At 42.1% G+C, this 21810-nt stretch carries 17 protein-coding genes; 9 read left to right on the plus strand and 8 right to left on the minus strand.

Annotated elements, in window-relative coordinates; genetic code table 11:
• Positions 1–27: 27 nt before the first annotated feature.
• From recF to AAEY98_RS14510, 3 genes are all read left to right on the plus strand, one after another.
• The gene (recF, locus tag AAEY98_RS14500) at positions 28–1110 is read left to right on the plus strand and encodes a DNA replication/repair protein RecF (protein WP_162021954.1); all 1083 of its coding nucleotides are present in this window, start codon (positions 28–30) and stop codon (positions 1108–1110) included.
• 15 nt (positions 1111–1125) lie between these two features.
• On the plus strand, positions 1126–3543 hold the full coding sequence (gene gyrB, locus AAEY98_RS14505) for a DNA topoisomerase (ATP-hydrolyzing) subunit B (protein WP_101087365.1): 2418 nt from the start codon (positions 1126–1128) through the stop codon (positions 3541–3543).
• 100 nt (positions 3544–3643) lie between these two features.
• The gene (locus AAEY98_RS14510; RefSeq protein WP_162021955.1) at positions 3644–4696 is read left to right on the plus strand and encodes an HDOD domain-containing protein; all 1053 of its coding nucleotides are present in this window, start codon (positions 3644–3646) and stop codon (positions 4694–4696) included.
• A 151-nt stretch (positions 4697–4847) separates the two neighbouring features.
• On the opposite strand, the gene glyS is transcribed toward AAEY98_RS14510, so the two are convergent.
• On the minus strand, positions 4848–6932 hold the full coding sequence (gene glyS, locus AAEY98_RS14515; RefSeq protein ID WP_351017777.1) for a glycine--tRNA ligase subunit beta: 2085 nt from the start codon (positions 6930–6932) through the stop codon (positions 4848–4850).
• 9 nt (positions 6933–6941) lie between these two features.
• Positions 6942–7847, minus strand: a complete 906-nt coding sequence (gene glyQ / locus AAEY98_RS14520; RefSeq protein ID WP_011635499.1) for a glycine--tRNA ligase subunit alpha — start codon at positions 7845–7847, stop codon at positions 6942–6944.
• A gap of 112 nt (positions 7848–7959) precedes the next feature.
• On the opposite strand from glyQ, the gene AAEY98_RS14525 reads away from it, so the two are divergent.
• Positions 7960–8523, plus strand: coding sequence for a DNA-3-methyladenine glycosylase I (locus AAEY98_RS14525; protein WP_351017780.1), 564 nt, complete (start codon positions 7960–7962; stop codon positions 8521–8523).
• Positions 8524–8590: 67 nt separating this feature from the next.
• Here the strand turns inward: AAEY98_RS14525 and AAEY98_RS14530 are convergent, their stop codons facing one another.
• The 5 genes from AAEY98_RS14530 to fadB all read right to left on the minus strand — a co-directional run bounded on the left by AAEY98_RS14530 (position 8591) and on the right by fadB (position 16343).
• The gene (locus AAEY98_RS14530; protein WP_351017783.1) at positions 8591–11773 is read right to left on the minus strand and encodes an amidohydrolase family protein; all 3183 of its coding nucleotides are present in this window, start codon (positions 11771–11773) and stop codon (positions 8591–8593) included.
• A 293-nt stretch (positions 11774–12066) separates the two neighbouring features.
• Positions 12067–12510, minus strand: coding sequence for an MOSC domain-containing protein (locus tag AAEY98_RS14535; protein ID WP_059746101.1), 444 nt, complete (start codon positions 12508–12510; stop codon positions 12067–12069).
• Between the two features lie 3 nt (positions 12511–12513).
• Positions 12514–12759 carry a sulfurtransferase TusA gene (gene tusA, locus AAEY98_RS14540; protein WP_335692831.1) on the minus strand — a complete coding sequence of 82 codons (246 nt, stop codon included), beginning with the start codon at positions 12757–12759 and terminating at the stop codon, positions 12514–12516.
• A 247-nt stretch (positions 12760–13006) separates the two neighbouring features.
• Positions 13007–14170, minus strand: coding sequence for an acetyl-CoA C-acyltransferase FadA (gene fadA, locus AAEY98_RS14545; RefSeq protein WP_101087370.1), 1164 nt, complete (start codon positions 14168–14170; stop codon positions 13007–13009).
• A 22-nt stretch (positions 14171–14192) separates the two neighbouring features.
• Positions 14193–16343, minus strand: coding sequence for a fatty acid oxidation complex subunit alpha FadB (fadB, locus tag AAEY98_RS14550; protein ID WP_351017787.1), 2151 nt, complete (start codon positions 16341–16343; stop codon positions 14193–14195).
• 235 nt (positions 16344–16578) lie between these two features.
• On the opposite strand from fadB, the gene pepQ reads away from it, so the two are divergent.
• From pepQ to hemG (AAEY98_RS14570), 4 genes are all read left to right on the plus strand, one after another.
• On the plus strand, positions 16579–17898 hold the full coding sequence (gene pepQ, locus AAEY98_RS14555; RefSeq protein ID WP_351017790.1) for a Xaa-Pro dipeptidase: 1320 nt from the start codon (positions 16579–16581) through the stop codon (positions 17896–17898).
• Positions 17891–18505 (plus strand): YigZ family protein, encoded by a 615-nt coding sequence (locus AAEY98_RS14560; protein WP_101087373.1) that lies wholly within the window; start codon positions 17891–17893, stop codon positions 18503–18505. Before pepQ ends, AAEY98_RS14560 begins: the two co-directional genes overlap by 8 nt.
• A 73-nt stretch (positions 18506–18578) precedes the next feature.
• Complete coding sequence (locus tag AAEY98_RS14565; protein ID WP_059746096.1) at positions 18579–20036, plus strand: TrkH family potassium uptake protein; 1458 nt, start codon at positions 18579–18581, stop codon at positions 20034–20036.
• Positions 20036–20566: a menaquinone-dependent protoporphyrinogen IX dehydrogenase gene (gene hemG, locus AAEY98_RS14570; protein ID WP_162021962.1), complete on the plus strand. Its 531-nt coding sequence runs from the start codon at positions 20036–20038 to the stop codon at positions 20564–20566. The genes AAEY98_RS14565 and hemG (AAEY98_RS14570) overlap by 1 nt, the downstream gene beginning before the upstream one ends.
• 131 nt (positions 20567–20697) lie before the next feature.
• Here the strand turns inward: hemG (AAEY98_RS14570) and AAEY98_RS14575 are convergent, their stop codons facing one another.
• A complete protein-coding gene (locus AAEY98_RS14575; protein ID WP_011635510.1) occupies positions 20698–21003 on the minus strand; it encodes an ArsR/SmtB family transcription factor in 306 nt (101 codons plus the stop codon).
• Between the two features lie 198 nt (positions 21004–21201).
• Here AAEY98_RS14575 and hemG (AAEY98_RS14580) point away from each other — a divergent pair, with 198 nt between their 5' ends.
• Positions 21202–21747 (plus strand): menaquinone-dependent protoporphyrinogen IX dehydrogenase, encoded by a 546-nt coding sequence (hemG, locus tag AAEY98_RS14580; RefSeq protein WP_101087375.1) that lies wholly within the window; start codon positions 21202–21204, stop codon positions 21745–21747.
• The last annotated feature ends 63 nt before the right edge of the window (positions 21748–21810 follow it).

Here is a 21810-nt window from a genome sequence, read left to right on the forward strand (position 1 = left end):
TTTATTGGGTTATCACAATAGGTCTTCATGAGTTTATCGCGTATTACCATAGGTTCATTTCGTAATATTACCTCAGCATCATTACAACCGGGTGATGGCTTAAATTTGATTTACGGTCAAAATGGCAGTGGCAAAACCAGTATTCTCGAAGCTATTTATTTTTTGGGTATGGGCCGTTCGTTTAGAAGCCATTTATCCCAACGTGTGATCAACCATGATGACGATAAACTGACTTTGTTTGCGCATTTAATTGATGCTGACAGAGATTGTAAAATTGGCTTACGTCGTCATCGAAGCGGTGAGATCGAAGTAAAAATTGATGGCGAGAAAGTAAAGCGTTTATCAACCCTGGCCGAAACGTTACCCATTCAAGTTATTACTCCCGAAAGTTTTTCTTTGTTGTTCGAGGGACCTAAAGCCCGCCGTCAATTTATTGATTGGGGTGCATTTCATTCTGACCCACATTTTTATCAAGCTTGGGTGAATACTAGAAAGGTATTAAAGCAACGAAACCAATTACTTAGAAATCACTCTCCCTATAACCAAATACAGTTTTGGGATAAGGAGTTGGTGCGGTATGCTGAACAGGTTACCGATATACGAAATCAATATGTAGACTCGTTAAATGTGCTACTAAAGGGTATAATCGGAGTGTTTTTACCTCAGATTGATATTAAGGTTTCTTTTACTCGAGGATGGGACAGTAAAACGGATTTTGCCCAATTACTTGAAAACCAATACTCAAGAGATTTAGCCGCTGGAAATACGGGCAGCGGCCCCCACAAAGCAGATTTACGTTTGCGCGTGGGTAATTTACCGGCGCAGGATGCGTTGTCCCGTGGACAATTAAAATTATTAGTCTGTGCACTGCGTATTGCACAGGGAAAGTTGCTCAAACAACAACTAGATAAAAACAGTATTTATCTAGTCGACGATTTACCGTCGGAGTTGGATGCACAGCATAGGCAGCTATTGCTACAGCAGTTAACCGAAACCGGTGCACAAATTTTTGTCACTGCGATCGAACCGCAAGCAATAGTCGATTCGTTATCTAGCCCTCCAAACAGGATGTTTCATGTGGAACAAGGGTTGGTAACGGTTATTGAATAACAACGAGAGATAAATATGTCAGAGAATAGTTACGATTCTTCGAGTATCAAGGTATTAAAAGGCCTTGATGCAGTCCGTAAGAGACCTGGTATGTACATTGGTGATACTGATGATGGCACAGGTCTTCATCACATGGTATTCGAAGTGGTCGATAACTCTATCGATGAAGCTTTAGCAGGCCATTGTAGTGATATCACCATTAGCATTCATTCAGATGGTTCAGTCTCAGTAAAAGACGATGGTCGTGGTATTCCTGTTTCGATACATGAAGAAGAGGGTATCTCTGCCGCTGAAGTTATTATGACCGTACTTCATGCTGGCGGTAAGTTTGATGATAACTCTTATAAAGTCTCTGGTGGTCTGCACGGTGTGGGTGTTTCGGTCGTTAATGCGTTATCGAAAAAACTACAGTTAACCATTCGTAGAGCAGGTAAAGTCTATGAGCAGTTCTATACTCATGGTGTACCCGATGCGCCTATCAAAGAAATTGGTGATGCGGTTAAAACCGGTACCGAACTCCGCTTTTGGCCAAGTGGTGACACGTTTACCAATGTTGAATTTCATTTTGAAATTTTAGCCAAACGCGTACGTGAACTATCGTTCTTGAACTCTGGTGTCGGCATTCGTTTAGTTGACGAGCGCGACGGTAAAGATGAGTTCTTTAAGTATGAAGGCGGTATTAGTGCTTTTGTTGATTACTTAAACCGTAATAAAACGCCGATTAACAAAGATGTTTTCCATTTTTCTCATGAGCGCGAAGATGGTATCACCGTTGAAGTTGCGATGCAGTGGAACGATGGTTATCAAGAGAATATTTTCTGTTTTACTAATAATATTCCTCAGCGTGATGGTGGTACTCACTTAGCCGGTTTCCGTGGCGCTTTAACACGTAACTTGAACAACTACATGGAACGTGAAGGTTTTAACAAAAAAGGCAAAACTAACGCGACAGGTGACGACGCGCGCGAAGGCTTAACTGCCGTTATTTCAGTAAAAGTACCTGATCCAAAGTTTAGCTCGCAAACTAAAGACAAACTTGTGTCTAGTGAAGTGAAAAGCGCTGTTGAACAAACAATGGGTGAGCAGTTAAACGATTATCTATTAGAAAACCCAGCAGATGCCAAATTAATTGTGGGTAAAATTGTTGATGCAGCACGTGCTCGTGAAGCGGCGCGTAAAGCCCGTGAAATGACTCGTCGTAAAGGCGCACTAGATTTAGGTGGTTTGCCAGGTAAGTTAGCTGACTGCCAAGAGAAAGATCCTGGTCTTTCTGAAATATACATAGTGGAAGGGGACTCTGCTGGCGGATCAGCCAAGCAGGGACGTAATCGTAAAAACCAAGCAATTCTTCCACTAAAAGGTAAGATCTTAAACGTAGAAAAAGCGCGTTTTGACAAGATGTTATCTTCACAAGAAGTGGCAACGCTGATTACTGCATTAGGTTGTGGTATTGGCCGCGATGAATACAACCCAGATAAGACTCGTTATCACAACATCATCATCATGACCGATGCTGACGTCGACGGCTCACACATTCGTACTTTGCTGTTGACCTTCTTCTTCCGTCAAATGCCAGAATTGATCCAACGTGGCTATATTTATATTGCTCAACCACCACTTTTCAAAGTGAAAAAAGGTAAGCAAGAACAGTATTTGAAAGATGAGCCAGCATTAACTGAGTATTTAACCACTCAAGCACTCGATGGCACCAATATTTATCCAAGCCCAGGTGCTTTTGGTATGTCTGGTGAGCCATTAGAGCGTTTAGTGGCGCAGTATCGTGAAGTTGAGCGCATTATTAAGCGCTTAGAAAAACGCTACCCAACTAACCTACTTGACCGTATGTTGTATCACCCAGAAGTGACTACTGCAGTGTTAAGTGACGAAGCGCAAATGACGGCATGGTGTAATGGCTTCATTGCAGATCTAGTTGAACGTGAAAGTAGCGGTATTATTTTTACAGCTAATGTAATGCTTGACCCTGAGCGCAAGGTTTACACTCCTAGCGTGACAATCCGCAAGCACGGTATTGATACTAACTATCTATTTGGTTATGACTTCTTCACATCATCTGATTATCAGCGTATCGCTAAGCTAGGTGCTGCATTAGAGGGTATGATTGAAGAAGGTGGTTATGTACAACGTGGCGAACGTGTTAAAGAAGTTGAAAGCTTCTTAGAAGCGTTAGATTGGACCATCAGTGAAGCTAAACGCGGCCTATATATTCAACGTTATAAAGGATTGGGTGAAATGAACCCTGAACAATTGTGGGAAACTACAATGGATCCAGAATCACGTCGTATGTTACGCGTTACTATTGAAGATGCGGTTGCTGCTGATCAGCTATTTACATGTTTGATGGGTGACCAAGTTGAGCCGCGTCGTGAGTTTATCGAAACTAACGCGCTTAATGTGGCCAACTTAGACGTATAACAAAATTTTAGTGTATAAATGGGTGCCTTTGGCACCCATTTTTGTTTTTAGTGCTATGGTTATAATAGTATTTACTTAACATTTAATAAGGCTATTTACAGTGGTTATTGGTTTCTTTAAAAAATTGTTTAATGTTCGAGACCGCAATGAGCAGGCCAAATTCACTGGCATTAGCACTGCAGAGAAACGTCAGCAAACCAAATCCAAAGCACCAGTACCTGCAATAGAGGTTACGCAACATCAAGCTGTTGAATCGCAGTTAGATCTGTCGGCTTTATTTTACAGTTTATTATTTGCAAACCAACAAACTACAACAACAGGAATAGCGAATAATTTAGAGCGAAGCGTGATGCACAATATTGAACTGGCATTAAGCTCACCTCAGTCGATTGCGGAAAATGTATTAAAGCTGCCCAGCAAAATACTCGAGCTAGATAAAAAACTAGCCGACGACAGTATTGAAACCCAAGAACTAATACAACTTATTGAACAAGACCCTCTGTTGTGTGTTGAAGTACTTAAGTTATGTAATTCGCCTGCTTTTAAACGAGCTGAGAATGATGTTAGCAGTATTCAACAAGCGCTAGTACAAGTGGGGCGACAACAATTAAGGCAATTTATTACCGCGAGCTTAGCCCGTGAGTTAATTGATATAAAGCCTATTTATTTTAGACGCTTTGGGGCTGTAATCTGGCGTCATTCTATGCAAGTTGCTTTTTTGGCCAGCGAGTTAGCGAGCCCCGAGCAACGAGACAGCGCTTTTTTAGTGGGCTTACTGCATGATGTAGGTAAAATTGCGATTTTTAAAATGCTGGTGGATGCTTTTTATCAAGCAGAACCTGGAGAGCAGCCTAATTCAATACTATTTAAGCAGGTGATGACCACAAAATCGTTGACCTTAAGTGCACTGTTAGCGCGCTGTTGGCAATTACCACTGCACTTTGAAACACCGTTAACGTTATTGGCCAATACCAATATTAAACCTACTGATGGCATGACACTGCTTATTTGGAAAGCCAATATTATTAGTGAGTGTTCAATGTTGCAGCAAGTCGACAAATTGCCTCAACCAGCACTAGCCGTGTTGTTAGCTCAGGTTGAGTGTAGTGAAGAAGATTTTATCGTTTTGCATCAAAAGCTTATCCAGTTTTAAATTGATATCAATGCGGGTAAGGTGTCTGCCTTAACCTTTTATAGCCCCACGTTGTGGCTGATACTCTTAAGCCATAAAAAGTAAGTCATAAGAAGTAATCCATAAAAAAAGCGCCTTGCGGCGCTTTTATCTCAACTACAGCTAATTTACATTATTGCAGCAACGAAATGTCTGCAACGTGCAAGAACTGCTCACGAAGATTGGTTAATAACGCTAAACGGTTATTTTTCAATGCTTCATCATCTGCCATTACCATCACATCTTCAAAGAACTGATCGACGTTTTCGCGTAAGTCAGCCAATAGCGTTAATGCTTGTTGGTAATCGCCATCAGCAAACAGCGGGGCTAACTGTGGTTGTAATTGTACAAGCTTATCAGCTAGCGCTTTTTCTGCTGGTTCTGTTAATAGAGCTGAATTGATGGTTGCGGGTAATTCGCCTTCAACTTTAGCCAGTATATTAGAAACACGCTTATTTGCAGCTGCTAGCGCTGTAGAAGCTTCTAAGCTACGGAAATGCGATACAGCTTTAACACGACTGTCAAAATCAGCAGGTTTGGTTGGACGACGAGCTAGTACAGCTAAAATAACGTCAACTTGAATGCCTTTATCTTGGTACCAAGCGCGGAAACGTGCGAGAAGAAACTCAAGTACATCTTCACTAGTATTAGTGTTAGTGATATTAGTCGCATGTAAAGCTTGTGCTTTAGCAATTAACTCAACTAAGTCCAGTGGCAGTTTGTTTTCTACGATAACGCGCAAAATACCAATGGCTGCACGGCGAAGTGCAAATGGGTCGGCGGCACCTTTTGGTGCTTGGCCAATGCCAAAAATACCCACAAGCGTATCTAACTTTTCAGCTAAAGCAACCGCACATGAAACGCTGGCTGTTGGTACTGTATCACCCGAGAATTTAGGTTTGTACTGCTCTTCAAGTGCGATAGCAACAGCTTCTGTTTCGCCATCTAAGCGGGCGTAGTGCATGCCCATAGTGCCTTGAGTATCAGTAAATTCCATGACCATGTTGGTCATAAGGTCTGCTTTAGACAATAAACCGGCGCGACTAGCATCTACATTGTTGGTTTCAACACCGTTGTTGTTCATTTGCGTAGCAATGAAACCTGCAAGTTCCGAAATACGTTCAACACGCGCTTTCAATGTGCCTAATTGTTTTTGAAACACCACGGTTTCTAAGCTGGCAATACGAGATGCTAATGTTTGCTTTTTATCGGTGTTAAAGAAAAACTCCGCATCAGCAAGACGTGGGCGAACCACTTTTTCGTTGCCTGAAATAATCTGCTGCGGATCTTTAGATTCGATATTAGTAACAAAGATAAAGTTAGGCAATAATTTGCCGGCTTTATCAAATACTGGGAAGTATTTTTGATCACCTTTCATGGTGTAAACTAAGGCTTCTGAAGGCACATTTAAAAACTTTTCTTCAAAGCTAGCTGTTAACACTATTGGCCATTCAACCAGTGAAGCCACTTCTTCAAGTAGTCCATCTTGAATATCGGCAATACCACCTAATTTTGCTGCAGCTGCTTCAGCATCAGCTTTGATTAGCGATTTACGTAATTCATAATCTGCTAGGACTTTACCTTGCTCTTTTAGCGCGGCTAAATAATTGTCGGCATGATCTAACTCAAAGCTGGCTTTACCCATAAAGCGGTGGCCACGAATAATGCGGTCAGATTTAATACCAAGCAATTCACCTGCAACTAATTCGCTACCTAATAGCATAGTCACCGTGTGAACCGGGCGAATAAACTGAGTTTTGTTGTTACCCCAACGCATTGGTTTAGGGATCGGTAATTTATCTAGTGCGCGTTGTGCCATGTCAGCTATTAAGCTTTTAGTTTCAACGCCAACCACTTTAGCTTGATGGACTAACCATTCACCTTTATCGGTGACTAATCGCTCTGCTTGCTCAACCGTAATACCGTTACCACGAGCCCAGCCTTGTGCTGCTTTAGTTGGGTTACCGTCGGCATCAAATGCCGAGCTAATTGCGGGGCCGCGTTTTTCAACGACTTTATCAGCTTGTGCTAATACAAGACCCAACACATTAATCGCTAAACGGCGAGGGGCGGCATACCAAACTGCAGACTCAAAAGGTAAATCAGCTTTAGTTAATTCATCTGTAAAGCTCGTTAAAAATGATTCAGCTAACGTGCGCAGCGCTTTTGGTGGTAATTCTTCGGTACCAACTTCAATGAGTAAGTTTTCAAAATTCATTCGTTACCTCTACTTACACATTGGGAAGCCAAGAGCTTCACGTGCTTGATAATAAGATTCTGCAACACCTTTTGCCATAGTACGAACGCGAAGGATATAACGCTGACGTTCAGTGACTGATATAGCATGGCGAGCATCAAGTAAGTTAAAAGCGTGTGATGCTTTCATTACTTGCTCGTAAGCAGGTAGTGGTAATGGCTTTTCTAGTGATAATAAGTGCATGCACATCTTTTCACATTGATCGAATAGGGTGAACATAAAATCGACATCGGCATGTTCGAAGTTATAGGTAGACTGTTCTACTTCGTTCTGATGGAAAATGTCACCATAAGTGACACGACCAAGTGGTCCGTCAGTCCAAACAAGATCGTATACGCTATCAACTTCTTGAATGTACATGGCTAAACGCTCAAGCCCGTAAGTGATTTCACCTGTAACAGGGCTACATTCAATTCCGCCAACTTGTTGGAAGTAGGTGAACTGAGTGACTTCCATACCATTAAGCCAAATTTCCCAGCCTAAACCCCAAGCACCTAATGTTGGTGACTCCCAGTTATCTTCAACAAAGCGAATGTCATGTACTTTGGTGTCGATGCCAAGTGCTTCAAGTGAGCCCAAATATAGCTCTTGAATATTATCTGGAGATGGCTTTAGCACTACTTGAAATTGGTAGTAATGTTGCAGGCGGTTTGGGTTTTCACCATAACGTCCATCAGTAGGACGGCGAGACGGTTGCACGTATGCACTGCTCATTGGCTCCGGGCCTAATGAACGTAAGAACGTCTGCGGGTGGAAAGTACCAGCGCCAACTTCCATATCTAGAGGTTGAACAATTGCGCAACCTTGCTGCGCCCAATATTCCTGAAGGGTTAGGATGAAACCCTGAAATGTCTTTACGTCGTGTTTCGTCGTCATGTCTACTACTGTCAGGCTATTAATAGAAAATGTTAATGATTATACCTTGTAGAGCAAGGCAGATGTAGGTTATTTTTTAACGTACTACTAAAAACGTTAATGGAACCATACCATGCAAGTTAACCGATGTGGCTGGGTAAGTGAAGACCCTTTATATCAGCATTACCACGATACAGTATGGGGACGTCCTGAGTTTGATGCCAAACAGCTTTTTACTAAGCTTTGTCTTGATGGTCAACAAGCTGGATTATCTTGGATTACGATTCTTAAAAAGCAACAAAACTACCAACAACTGTTTGCTAATTTTGAGCCGAGTATTATTGCTCAGTACGATCAAGCTAAAGTGGAAGCGTTAATGCTTGAACCAGGTATTGTACGTAATCGTCTTAAAATAAACTCGATCATCAGAAATGCTAAAGCTTATTTAGCATTTGTGGAGCAGGGTGATGATTTCTCTAAGTTTTTATGGAGTTTTGTCGGCGGTGAACCGAGAGCAAACAACTTCAGTTCATCAAGCCAAGTTCCTGCGCAAACACCAGAATCTGAAGCTATGTCTAAAGCGTTAAAAAAGCTTGGTTTTAACTTTGTTGGCCCAACAATTTGTTATGCTTTTATGCAAGCGGTAGGCATGGTGAATGACCACACGACTGACTGTCATTGTTACAGCCAGTATTGATTTTGATATTTATATAAAAAAAGGGTGTTCCACGTGGAACACCCTTTTTATTGGATTAATTTAATCGTTAGATTTTTTCAAAGAAAAAAGGCTTACGTTTATGTTTATCACCATTGAGTTGATTCATGGTTTCTGAATTAAACAGCTTACCATTAACCATAGTGTAAGTGACTTTATCCGTCGTTCTGATATCGGCTAATGGATCGCCATCAATCACTATTAAGTCAGCCAATTTACCCACTTTAATAGAACCTAGTTGATGGTCCATACCAAAGGTTGTCGCCGGATTGATTGTCGCGGTTTTTAATACTTCCATATTACTCATGCCGCCTTGAGCAAACATCCACATTTCCCAATGTGCAGCTAATCCTTCTCGTTGACCATGAGCACCAATATTAGGTTTAACGCCGATGTTGTTTAACTCATTGGCTACGCGGGCAACATTAAAGTGGTTGTAATGTTCATCTGGCGCGGTAGTGCGGCGCATTGAACGGGCATCAAGAATATCATGCGGAACATACATGCTTAGACGAGGGTGAGCCCAAACGTCTGTTTTGTCATACCAGTAATGCTCGCCAGAAATACCACCATAAGCGACAACTAAGGTCGGTGTGTAGTGTACTTCAGTTTGGCTCCAGAATTGTTTGATGTCATTGTATATAGATGCTGCTGGTAACGAATGTTCTACCGTGGTGTGGCCATCCGCTATCATCGATAAATTGTGTTGCAGCAAACTGCCACCTTCAGGTACTACCATCATTTCGAGCTCTCGTGCAGCAGCAATAATTTGCTGGCGTTGATCCCGGCGTGGTTGGTTGTAACTCTTAACACTAAATGCACCGACTTTTTTAAGGCGCTCTAAGTGGAACTTTGCGTCATCAAGTGAATCTACATGCGAGGTATAGCCTGGTAAGTTGGCTCCGTATAAAATAGTCCCCGTTGAGAAAATACGAGGGCCAACAATATTGCCTGCTTTTTGTTGTTCAGAAGCAGCAAAAATTTCGGTAGTGTCATTCGATGGGTCGTGAATAGCCGTTACCCCAAGTGACAGCCCAGAATATAAGGCCCAGTTTTGTTGTGGAATAATTTCATCATCCGCTTGTCCTCCGTGGGCGTGAGCATCAAATAAGCCCGGCATAATGGTTTTACCACTAATATCGATAATCTGGGCATTTTTTGGGATCAACGTGTTGGCATCACCGACAGTGACAATTTTATTGTCTTTAACGATAACAACACCATTATCTATCACCTGATCATTTTCCATGGTGATCACTTTACCGCCAGTAAAGACTACTGTTCCACGTGGAACATCGGCTTTATCTTTAAAGCCAATAGAGGTTATTTTAGGATCGACCTTGGTTTCTGCTTTTACATATTGAGTGTCTACATCGGCTTGATATAAATCAGGGCCCAATGTCCAATACAGTTGGTTATTTTTACCGTTCCAGCTAATGCTTTCACCTGCACGAGCACTCAGTTGAGTAATGGGTAAGTTGGTTGCTTTAGGCCCAATCGCAATGGTTTCACCGTGTTTAGCAAAAGGAGTAACGTACACTCTAAAACGCTCAGCAAAAGCCAAGTGCTCACCGTTTGGTGATAAACGAAACTCGGTAGCATGGTCGCTAGTGTAATGGGTACGCTTTTCAAAACCGTTCATGCCGATTGATGCAAACTCTGGTGTCTCACCTGAATCCATAAAGTAAACTCGGTCTGAGTCGTCACCGAATTGTGGCTGATGGCCACTGGCGGTTAGTTTAGTGCTTTGCTTTCCTTTGATATCGACTTTATATAAACCCGGTTCTTGTGACCAAGTTCGTGGTGTCATGTAACCGCCGCGAGCCTTTCGATAAACAACATATTCGCCATCAGGCGAGAAGGTTGGCTCGACATATTTGCCTGGCTCGTTGGTCAACACCTTGGCTTTACCACCTCTGGCGCTAACCACACTGACGGTGCCTTGCTGTTGGTCGTTCCAAGTGGTGAATACGATGTCTTTACCGTCACGTGACCACTGTGGAAACAGCTCATTGATGTCATCATCTAAACGGGTTAATCGTTTATGTTTACCATCTTTAATATCACGAATCCAAATTTTACCTAAGGCTTCAAATACCACTTTTTCGCCGTCCGGTGACACTTGTGCCATACGCAGCATTTTTACATCAAATTCATCTTGATCTAAGTTTTGAGTAAAGCGGACCGATGGCTGAATATCTCTTTGAGATTTAACACTGAATGGAATGTCAGATATTTTTTTACTGTCGACATCAAGTTTATTAATTTTACCTTTAGCCCAAAATACGATGTGCTTATTGTCTTTGGTCCAAGACATTGTTGGATACACGCCATGAATTGCCCATGTTTCTTGCATATCACGATCGAGTTTGTCATACAGCTTAGTTTCTTCACCAGACTTTAAATCCAGTGAATATAGTGTCGATTGGAATCCATCGCGTTTGATGTAAGCAAGCGTTTTGCCATCAGGGCTTGGTGTTGGGCGGATAGCACCACCAGTTCCTTCAATTAATACTTCAATATCTCCCGTTTGGGTGTCATAGCGCTTAATTTTATAAATACCTTTGACCGAATCTTTTGAGTAATGAAAGGTCTTGCCTGGGGTCGCATCTTGGCTAAAGTAGATATAGCGTCCATCTGGCGAGTAGGCCGGTTCACCCAAATCTTTTTGTTCGTTAGGGCGCTCTGTTAGTTTAACGCCTTCGCCACCAGCAACGTGAAACATCCACACTTCACCCGCTCCGAGGCTGCGGGTGCCGGTAAAATGTTTACGTGCTACTAGGTATTGTGAATCAGGACTCCAGGCAGGGCTGTTGAGTAAACGAAATGTTTCAGTAGTGATAGCGTGTGGATTGGTACCATCGGCATTCATTATCCAGATATTGTCGCCACCATCTTCATCAGAGGTGAAAGCGATATACTTACCGTCAGGGCTATATACTGGCTGCATTTGCCAAGCGATACCTTGTGCCAGTGGTTTGGCTTCGCCTCCTGCTATCGGTATTTGATAAATATCACCTAATAAATCAAATACAATGTGTTCACCATCTGGCGATACATTGACGTTCATCCATGTGCCTTCGGTTACATTGATATCAATTTTACTTAATGGCGCATTTTCTGGAGCATTTACGTGCCATTTTACTTTGTCATCTTCGGCATAGGCAAAGCTAGATATACCTAGAGTAAGTGCCATTGCGGTGTAAAGTGGAGTGAGTTTTTGAGTCAACATAGAGTAGATTATCCGTTGTCGTTTTTATTTTCAGTGGATTTAATCAAGCCCAATACCCGTTTAGGAAATGTCATTTTGCATGATTAGATGACCTAATGAGTATTTGGCTTTACTGCGTTTGTCGGTTTGAATAGTTCCTTTATCGCATAAATTACCGATAAGGTGTACAACAAATCTGTATCAATTAATGACAGACGTTAACACATATGTCTGTTATCGATTAATAGACAATGAGTGCTATAGCGTTAGATTTTATTATGAAAGGCTTAAACGAAAATGATTTATCGGTTTTACTAATCTATTTTTACTGAGTCATCTAGTTGTATTAATCCAGTTTGAATCACGCGGCAGGTGACTCCGCCACGCCAGTCGGGCGTTAATGCCTGCTCTAGACCTGAATATGCTTGTTGCATTTTCTTACATGGATCGGTTTCACCTGTGATTTGTAGTTTAAGCTCAGTACCTATGGTGATCGTTTTACCGACATCTGCTGCGCTAAATTCATAGCCGCTGATCAATAAATTAGCTCTTCGAGTTAACCAGTCTAAATCGGCATTAATTTTTTGGCAGGCTGTGTGCCACTGCTGTTTAGACATGACGGTTACTTGACGTTTTCCTGGTCTGCCAAAAATATCGTTTTCGACGCCTCGCTCTAAGGTCACATTGGCACAAAAGGCTGACTTCATTATGCCGCGTTTTGCTGTTTTATACGCGATGGCTTCCAATGTGATGGTCATTCATTACAGTCCTTTTTTGAGTAAATAGTGGTAAGGAGTCTTGCTGATATCACTGGCAATTAACGTGTGATCCATAAATTCACAAAAACTTGGAATATCACGAGTGGTGGCAGGATCATCTGCAATGACTAATAAGGTTTCACCTTCTGCCATTTTGCGTACTGTTTTTCGAATCATCATTACAGGTTCTGGGCATCGAAGACCAAGAGCATCGAGTTGGTGTTGTGCTTGGGTATAAATATTGTTCATGAAATGCTGTCTATGTTTACCTATCTAATTAGCGCTAATGTTACTCTTGTCATTTAAGCTTGCCAAGTTTGCTTGGTTTTAAAGTTATATTGAGTTTTTTTATTATTTTTTAATTTTCATAAAACATGTTTCACGTGGAACATTAGCCAAAGTAGGAAAATTTTAAAATAAAAAAAACGAGCCAATTTGGCTCGTTTTTACAACTCACTTGATACAACTGAAAAGTATCAGCTTGGTATGAGAACGATTAAACGCGTTCGAATACAGTTGCGATACCTTGACCTAAACCGATACACATAGTGGCAAGACCAAGCGTTGCATCTTTTTCTTCCATCAAGTTGATCAATGTTGTCGAGATACGTGCGCCAGAACAACCTAGTGGGTGACCCAATGCAATTGCACCACCGTTAAGGTTAATCTTTTCATCGACAACATCTTGTAAGCCAAGATCTTTAACACAAGGTAATGATTGTGCCGCGAACGCTTCGTTTAATTCGATAAGATCTAAATCGGCAACAGATAAGCCAGCGCGTGCTAATGCTTTTTTGGTTGCTGGTACTGGACCATAACCCATAATTGCAGGATCACAACCGGCAACGGCCATTGAACGAATACGTGCGCGGATGGTTAAACCTAAAGCGCGAGCTTTAGATTCTTCCATCACCAACATTGCAGAAGCACCGTCTGATAATGCAGATGATGTACCGGCAGTCACAGTACCGTTAACTGGGTCGAATGCTGGACGTAAACCGGCAAGTGACTCTAGTGTTGTTTCTGGACGGATAACTTCGTCAGTCATCACTTTGATCAGTGCGCCATTTACATCGTGGCCTTCAATGCCCCAAATCTCTTTGGCAAAACGACCTTCGATAGTTGCTGCATGTGCACGTTGATGAGAACGTACCGCAAACGCATCTTGTTGTTCGCGAGTAATACCGTGCATTTTACCTAACATTTCAGCAGTTAAGCCCATCATGCCAGATGCTTTAGCTACGCGGTTTGCCAAGCCAGGGTGAAAATCAACCCCGTGGTTCATTGGTACGTGACCCATGTGCTCAACACCACCAATAATAAAGGTGTCGCCTTGGCCAGTCATAATGGCACGAGCCGCTTGATGAAGGGCGTCCATTGACGAACCACATAAACGGTTTACCGTTACTGCGCCAGCCGATTTAGGAATGCCAGCTAACAATGATGCATTACGGGCAATGTTAAAACCTTGCTCTAGTGTTTGCTGCACACAACCCCAAATCACATCTTCAATGTCGTTAGGGTCTAATTGTGGATTGCGCAACATCAGTGCTTTCATTAATTCTGCAGACAATGTTTCTGCACGTACATTTCTAAATACCCCAGCCTTAGAACGGCCCATTGGGGTACGAATGCAGTCTACGATAACAGCTTGTTTCATGATTTAATTCCTTTCCCACTAATTAGGCTTGGTAGTAACTACCGTTGTTGGCTGCAAGTGCACGCATTGCATCAGTAACTTGATATAAGCCACCAAGATGTGCGTATTTGTCTGCTAGGGCAACAAAGTTTGCTACGCCCATGGTGTCTAAGTAACGGAATACACCGCCACGGAATGGAGGGAAACCAATACCGTAAACTAGACCCATGTCGCCTTCAGCAGGTGATGCAATAATGCCTTCTTCTAAACAACGAACCGTTTCGATGATCATAGGGATCATACAGCGAGCGATGATGTCATCAGACTCGAATGCCTTTAATTCACCAAACTCAGCGCTTAATAATTCATAGCTAGTTGGATCAATGTCTTTTTTCGGCTTACCACGACGGTCAACTGAATAGGCATAGAATCCTTTAGTGTTCTTCTGACCTAGACGTTTGTTTTCAAACATAATGTCGATAGCGTCTTTGCCATTTTTACCCATGCGCTCTGGGAAGCCTTCAGCCATTACTGCTTGAGCGTGATGACCGGTATCTAAACCGACTACGTCAAGTAAGTAGGCTGGGCCCATTGGCCAACCGAACTGCTTTTCCATGACTTTATCGACAGCGGCAAAGTCAGCACCTTCAGCAAGTAGACCACTAAAGCCAGCAAAGTATGGAAACAATACACGGTTAACAAAGAAGCCTGGGCAATCATTCACTACGATTGGGGTTTTACCCATTTTGCTGGCGTAAGCCACTACCGTTGCGATGGTTTCTTCAGAGCTGTGCTCACCACGGATAATTTCAACTAATGGCATTTTGTGCACAGGGTTAAAGAAGTGCATACCGCAGAAACGTTCAGGTTTCTTAAGGCTTTTAGCCAGTAAGTTGATTGAGATAGTCGAGGTATTTGATGCAATAATGGCATCTTCTGATACGTAACCTTCTACTTCAGCTAGTACAGTGGCCTTAACTTTTGGATGTTCAACAACCGCTTCTACAACGATGTCGCTATTTTTGATAGCGGCATAATCTAGAGAAGGGGTGATGTTGTTTAATATTTTAGCCATTTTTTCTGGCGTAGAGCGACCGCGCGCAACTTGTGTTGTCAGAATTTTAGCCGCTTCGTTCAAGCCTAACTCTAATGCTGGCTGAGCGATGTCTTTCATTACAATTGGTGTGCCTTTGCTGGCGCTTTGGTAAGCAATGCCGCCGCCCATAATACCTGCACCCAATACTGCTGCTTGGTTAACATCTTTAGCGAGTTTACCGGCTTTCTTTGCTTTACCTTTAACGAACTGGTCATTTAAGAAAATACCAATTAGCGCTTGGGCTACATCTGTTTTAGCTAATTTAATGAACGCCTGTGCTTCTACTTTTAATGCGCCATCACGATCCAAACCAGCTGCTTGTTCGACAACATTCACAGCGGCCATTGGCGCTGGATAATGCTTGCCTGCAACTGAGAACACCATCCCTTTTGCGGTTGCAAAAGACATCATGGCTTCAAGTTTTGGTAACTGTAATGGTGATTGCTTTTTGGTGCGACGAGCTTGCCAATCAAGGCTACCATTAAGGGCATCATGCAACATTTGAATCGCAGCAGCTTCTAGGTTTTCTGGTGCGACAACGGCATCAATAGCGCCTACTTTTAACGCATCTTCTGGGCGTTGGTCTTTAGCTGTGGTAATCCACTCAAGTGCATTATCTGCACCGATTACTCGAGGTAAACGCACAGTGCCACCAAAACCAGGAATAAGACCTAATTTGGTTTCTGGTAAACCGATGCGAGCATTGGTATCAGCAACGCGTAAGTCAGTCGCTAAAATGGTTTCGAAACCACCGCCTAACGCAAAACCGTTAATTGCTGATGCTGTCGGAAACGGCAAGTCTTCTAGCTTATTGAATACTGCGTTGGCTTGTTCAACCCAAGCTAGCAACGTGGCATCGTCTTGCTGAAATAGCGTTAAGAATTCGGTAATGTCTGCGCCAACAATAAAGGTGCTTTTTGCTGATGTCAGCAGCAAGGCTTTAATATTGGTATTTTGTTTGATGCTGTCTAGGGCGGCATCAAGAGAGGCTATTGTTTCTCTGTCGAATTTATTTACCGAACCTTGTGCGTTAAAACACAGTTTGGCAATATTATCTTCAAGTAACTCAACCTGAATGGTAGGGCTTTGGTAAATCATTGCTTGCTTCCTTATTGCTTAAAAGCGACTTCCACATCTTATTTACTGTGCAGTTATCAAGCTTGAATCACAGCAGTTTCGGCCATCTATTGACCAGCTAATTCTCAGTGTGCGACTAAATGAGATAAATTACAACACCCAATTTAAACGGCCGTTTAATTTTTTATCATCTAGCGAGGTCTTTTTCTGTTTGTGATAGACTTATTGGGTTAAAACTCATGCAAAGGGATAGTCAATGGATCAGTTAGCACATCTGTATCATGCGCACATGGCGGAATTAAATCGCCGAGTAGGCGAAATTTGTCAGCGTGAAAATCTTTCGGGTTTAGTGATTCACTCGGGACAACCTCATCGACAGTTTTTAGATGACCTTAACTATCCCTTTAAAGTGAACCCGCAATTTAAAGCGTGGTTACCTATTTTAGATACGCCAAATTGTTGGGTTATCGCTAATGGTCAAGATAAGCCTACTTTAGTGTTTTATCGCCCAGTTGATTTTTGGCATAAGGTGAATGATGTACCGCAAGCCTTCTGGACTGAGCATTTCGATATTCAATTACTGACCAAGCCAGATCGAATTGCTGATTTTTTACCTAAAGACTTAGCCTCGTGGGCGTATATTGGTGAACACTTAGATGTGGCTGATGTATTGGGCTTTGCGGCTCGTAACCCTGATGCAGTAATGAACTATCTACATTATCATCGTGCAGACAAAACTCAGTATGAACTTGAGTGCATGCGCAGAGCCAACCAAATTGCGGTAAAAGGACATTTGGCTGCCAAAAATGCGTTTTATGATGGTGCCAGTGAGTTTGAAATTCAGCAACGTTATTTGCTCGAAATTGGCCAAGGCGAAAATGAAGTGCCTTACGGCAATATCGTGGCATTAAATCAAAATGCCGCTATTTTACATTACACCGCTTTAGAACATGTTAAGCCTGCGCAGCGTTTATCTTTTCTGATTGATGCTGGGGCCAGTTATCATGGCTATGCCGCAGATATTACCCGTACTTACTCATTCGAGAAAAATCGTTTTTACGAATTAATCGTCGCCTTGGATAAAGTGCAATTAGCCATTATTGAGCAGATGAAGCCAGGGGTTAAGTACGTCGATCTGCACATCGCGACACACCATTATATAGGTCAGTTACTGATTGATTTTGGCTTGGCTAATGGCACTGCTGAACAGTTAGTTGCCCAAGGCGTAACGAGTGCCTTTTTCCCGCATGGGTTAGGGCATATGTTGGGGTTACAAGTTCATGATATGGGCGGTTATTCCCACGATGAGCGCGGAACCCATATTGCTGCACCTGAGGCGCATCCTTTTTTACGCTGTACAAGAGTATTAGCCGCTAATCAGGTACTGACTATTGAGCCAGGCTTTTATATTATCGATACCTTACTTAATCAGTTATCTGCTACCGCTAAGCAAGCTATTAATTGGACTACGGTTGATGAGATGCGTCCATTTGGAGGCATTCGCATTGAAGATAACGTCATTGTGCATCAAGACCGAGTAGAAAATATGACGAGAGAGTTTGGTCTAGTTGATTGAGTCATATTTAATACCACAAGCTAACGTACTGATAGAAGAAGAGATAAAGCATAGCCGCTTTATCTCTTTGTTATTTCATTGCCCACATCCTAATAATATGAAGTTAGCGCTTACTGACGTAAAGCAACAATATCCAGGAGCCAACCATTATTGCTATGCATTTGTAGCCGGCAGCCCAGAAAATACCATTGATATGGGCGCTAGCGATGATGGCGAACCGTCAGGTAGCGCCGGCAAACCCATGCTAGCATGCTTACAAGGCGCAAACATTGGTGAGCTAGGGGTTATTGTAGTGCGTTATTTTGGTGGCACTAAATTGGGTGTGGGCGGTTTAGTGCGTGCTTATACTTCGGGTATAAAGCAAGGGTTAACGCAAATACAGACTCAGGTTAAGCATTTAAGGTATCCTGCACGCTTGGTATGTCATTATGCTCAACTCACAGATGTTGAGTATTTAATTGCTCAATATGATGGTGTGGTGATGGATAAAGAGTTTACCGAAAAAGTTGAAATACACTTTGAACTGGCTAAATCGCACCATCAGGCTTTTAATCAAGCATTAGCTACCCAGACGCAGGGTCAGCTACAAGTAAAGTTTACTGTTTGAGCTATGACGAACTTATGCCAAAATGTCACTCAATTGTTAAATTCGACGCAGCACAACTTAAACAGAACCCTTAATGCAATATAAAACAATTATTAGAATCACCGGTTTGCTGATGGGATTATTTTCAATCACCATGCTGCCGTCAGCATTGGTGGCTATCTTGTATAAAGATGGTGGTGGTACTGCATTTATTCAGGCCTTTTTTGTCAGTATTTTTCTAGGCTTTTTATTATGGTATCCCAACCGTCATCAAAAAGGTGATCTACGAACGCGTGAAGGCTTTTTGATTGTGGTGTTGTTCTGGACGGTGCTTGGATCGATAGGTGCACTGCCATTTATTTTTTCTAATAACCCTGATTTAAGTTGGACCGATAGTTTTTTTGAATCGTTTTCGGCCTTAACGACTACAGGTGCGACCGTGATAGTCGGGCTAGATGACTTGCCTAAGTCAATATTGTTTTATCGCCATTTACTGCAGTGGATGGGCGGTATGGGTATCATCGTACTCGCAGTGGCCATTTTACCTCTACTCGGTATTGGTGGTATGCAGCTATACAAAGCTGAAGTGCCTGGTCCGGTTAAAGACACTAAAGTGACTCCTCGTATAGCCGAAACGGCCAAAGCCTTATGGTACATTTACTTTTTACTTACTACTGCTTGTGCATTGGCATTTTACTTTGCCGGTATGGATGCATTTGATGCTATTTGCCATTCGTTTTCGACTATTGCTATTGGTGGTTTTTCGACTCATGATGCCAGTATTGGTTACTTTCAAAGCCCGCTGATTAATGTGATTTGTGCATTTTTCTTGTTGATTGCGGCAGTCAATTTTAGCTTACACTTTGCCGCATTTACTCGTCGTGGCATTAACGTCAAAGTATATTTAAAAGACGCAGAATTTAAGGTGCTTATCGCTGTACAGGTAGTATTGACCGCAATTTGTTTCGCTACCTTGTATCAATCTGGAATATACGACTCTCCAGAGAAAACACTCGATTACGCCTTCTTTCAAGTGGTCTCGATTTCAACAACGGCAGGTTTCGGTACAGAAAGCTTCCATTCTTGGCCGCTGTTTTTACCTATTCTATTAATATTCTCAAGCTTTATTGGTGGTTGTGCTGGCTCGACAGGCGGCGGCATGAAGGTAATTCGTTTAATACTATTAGTACTACAAGGGTCGCGTGAACTGAAACGACTTGTTCATCCTAAAGCTATGTATTCCATTAGAATTGGCTCTACGGCATTACCCGACAGAATTATTGATGCGGTATGGGGATTCTTCTCTGCTTATGCTTTAGTGTTTGTGGTGTGTATGGTGATTTTAATGGCAATGGACATGGACGCCATTACCGCATTTAGTGCAACGGCAGCCAGCTTAAATAACTTAGGCCCAGGTTTGGGCGATGTGGCATCAAATTATGCCAGTATTTCAGACGGTGCTAAGTGGGTACTCGTGATGGCAATGCTATTTGGTCGGTTAGAAGTGTTCACCTTATTGGTGCTATTTACCCCCACATTTTGGAAGAATTAATGTTAAATACTGTGATTTTATATTCAACGATCGATGGGCAAACATTGGCAATTTGTCAGAAAATTAAGCAAATATTAGTTGAACAGGGTGAGCAAGTTAATGTGGTTAATCTCGCTGAAGCTCAGGCTGATGATTTAGCGAGTGTTGATAAAGTCGTTATTGGTGCCAGTATTCGATATGGCAAACATCGACCAGAATTATTCAAGTTTGTTGAGCAACACCAAGCACTGCTCGACACCAAGCTCAACAGTTTTTTTAGCGTAAACGTAGTGGCAAGAAAGCCTGAAAAAAACACCCCTGAAACCAACCCATATATGCAGAAATTTTCAAATTTATCTGCCTGGAAACCTCAGTTATTAGGCGTTTTTGCCGGTAAGATTGATTACCCTCGTTACCGATTTTTCGATAAGTTTATGATCCGATTTATCATGTGGATGACTAAGGGACCGACAGATACTCAGGGAACGTTTGAGTTTACTGATTGGGGTAAAGTAGATGACTATGCTAAACAAATAGCAGCGCAAAAATAGCCTCATAAACCCAATAGCGTGCTTAATATACCTTATTGGAAACGCCATTTATTCTCAGTGTGACTTAAGCGCCTATGATGTTTAAATCCTATGTTGTTTAGTCACAGTTGTTGCTTAGCCATAATAGCTGTTTAGGCACAATAGCGTCGATGTAGTATCGAGATCACTTCGGTGACTTGCTCATTTTTAAGCGTGTAGTAAACCACTTGTGAGCTCTTACGAGTGTTGACCAAATCTTGGGTGCGCAGTACCGCTAAATGCTGTGACAAAGCTGATTGGCTCAAAGGCACAGTCTCATTTAGCTCTGTGACACTTAGTTCTTGTTCTAACAATAAACATAAAATCATTAAGCGGTAAGGATTCGCAATGGCTTTTAGCCATTGTGCTGCCGTTTCTGCATTATTAAGCATGGTTGCGACATCGATATCTTGCTTCATGAGTGTCCTTATATAACCTTAAATTACGATCTGGTTGGATTTTGCTGTGTTTTGTTCATTATCATACTTCTGCATCATGGAGATCTCAATTTTAACTATTAAATATATGAGCTATTTCTAATTTGTGATCATTGCAGAGGTTTAAAAAGGCTTTTTTTGCCAAACTGAGGCAAATAATCCAACAATGAGAATCGCAAAATGGCCAATATTTTAGTGTTATATTATTCCCGAGGTGGCCATACTGCACATATTAGCCGTGCAATAGCAGAACAAATTCAATCTAAAGGCGATCATTGTGATGTGGTTAATCTTCAAGATAAAGCGCCAATTGAATGGTCTAAATACCAAGCTGTTGCGTTAGGGGCTTGTGTATTATATGGCTCGTATCATAAATCGGTGTTTGAGTTTGTGCGTGAAAATCAGCAGCATTTATCGCAACTGCCAAACAGCTTTTTTTGCGTCAACGTTGTGGCTCGTAATCCTGAAAAACGCATTCCTGAAAACAATAAATATCTACAGAAGTTTTTAACTTTATCTGAGTGGCAACCGCAAGATGTGAAAATTATTGCCGGTAAAGTCGATTACCCTTCTTGGCCTTGGTATGACAGCTTGATGATCCGCCTTATTATGAAAATGACCGATGGCCCCACCGACCCAACAGCCATTATTGATTATACCGATTGGAATGATGTGAAGGTTTATGCTGATCATATTGCCAAACTAGCGACTGTCGTGCCTGCGTAGTGATTATACCCAACAGATGGTTAAGCTAAGTTAACCATCGCTAAGTTAACCATCGACTCAGCC

The organism is Shewanella sp. AC91-MNA-CIBAN-0169 (assembly GCF_040310165.1).
Lineage (GTDB): Bacteria > Pseudomonadota > Gammaproteobacteria > Enterobacterales > Shewanellaceae > Shewanella.

What these genes read in the sequence shown, in the direction of transcription:
- AAEY98_RS14525 (WP_351017780.1), top strand. Translation starts at nt 7,960, where the DNA reads ATGCAAGTTAACCGATGTGGCTGGGTAAGTGAAGACCCTTTATATCAG.
- hemG (WP_162021962.1), top strand. Translation starts at nt 20,036, where the DNA reads ATGTTAAATACTGTGATTTTATATTCAACGATCGATGGGCAAACATTG.
- AAEY98_RS14565 (WP_059746096.1), top strand. Translation starts at nt 18,579, where the DNA reads ATGCAATATAAAACAATTATTAGAATCACCGGTTTGCTGATGGGATTA.
- pepQ (WP_351017790.1), top strand. Translation starts at nt 16,579, where the DNA reads ATGGATCAGTTAGCACATCTGTATCATGCGCACATGGCGGAATTAAAT.
- recF (WP_162021954.1), top strand. Translation starts at nt 28, where the DNA reads ATGAGTTTATCGCGTATTACCATAGGTTCATTTCGTAATATTACCTCA.
- AAEY98_RS14530 (WP_351017783.1), bottom strand. Translation starts at nt 11,773, where the DNA reads ATGTTGACTCAAAAACTCACTCCACTTTACACCGCAATGGCACTTACT.
- tusA (WP_335692831.1), bottom strand. Translation starts at nt 12,759, where the DNA reads ATGAACAATATTTATACCCAAGCACAACACCAACTCGATGCTCTTGGT.
- glyS (WP_351017777.1), bottom strand. Translation starts at nt 6,932, where the DNA reads ATGAATTTTGAAAACTTACTCATTGAAGTTGGTACCGAAGAATTACCA.
- fadB (WP_351017787.1), bottom strand. Translation starts at nt 16,343, where the DNA reads ATGATTTACCAAAGCCCTACCATTCAGGTTGAGTTACTTGAAGATAAT.
- hemG (WP_101087375.1), top strand. Translation starts at nt 21,202, where the DNA reads ATGGCCAATATTTTAGTGTTATATTATTCCCGAGGTGGCCATACTGCA.
- fadA (WP_101087370.1), bottom strand. Translation starts at nt 14,170, where the DNA reads ATGAAACAAGCTGTTATCGTAGACTGCATTCGTACCCCAATGGGCCGT.
- glyQ (WP_011635499.1), bottom strand. Translation starts at nt 7,847, where the DNA reads ATGACGACGAAACACGACGTAAAGACATTTCAGGGTTTCATCCTAACC.
- AAEY98_RS14575 (WP_011635510.1), bottom strand. Translation starts at nt 21,003, where the DNA reads ATGAAGCAAGATATCGATGTCGCAACCATGCTTAATAATGCAGAAACG.
- AAEY98_RS14535 (WP_059746101.1), bottom strand. Translation starts at nt 12,510, where the DNA reads ATGACCATCACATTGGAAGCCATCGCGTATAAAACAGCAAAACGCGGC.
- gyrB (WP_101087365.1), top strand. Translation starts at nt 1,126, where the DNA reads ATGTCAGAGAATAGTTACGATTCTTCGAGTATCAAGGTATTAAAAGGC.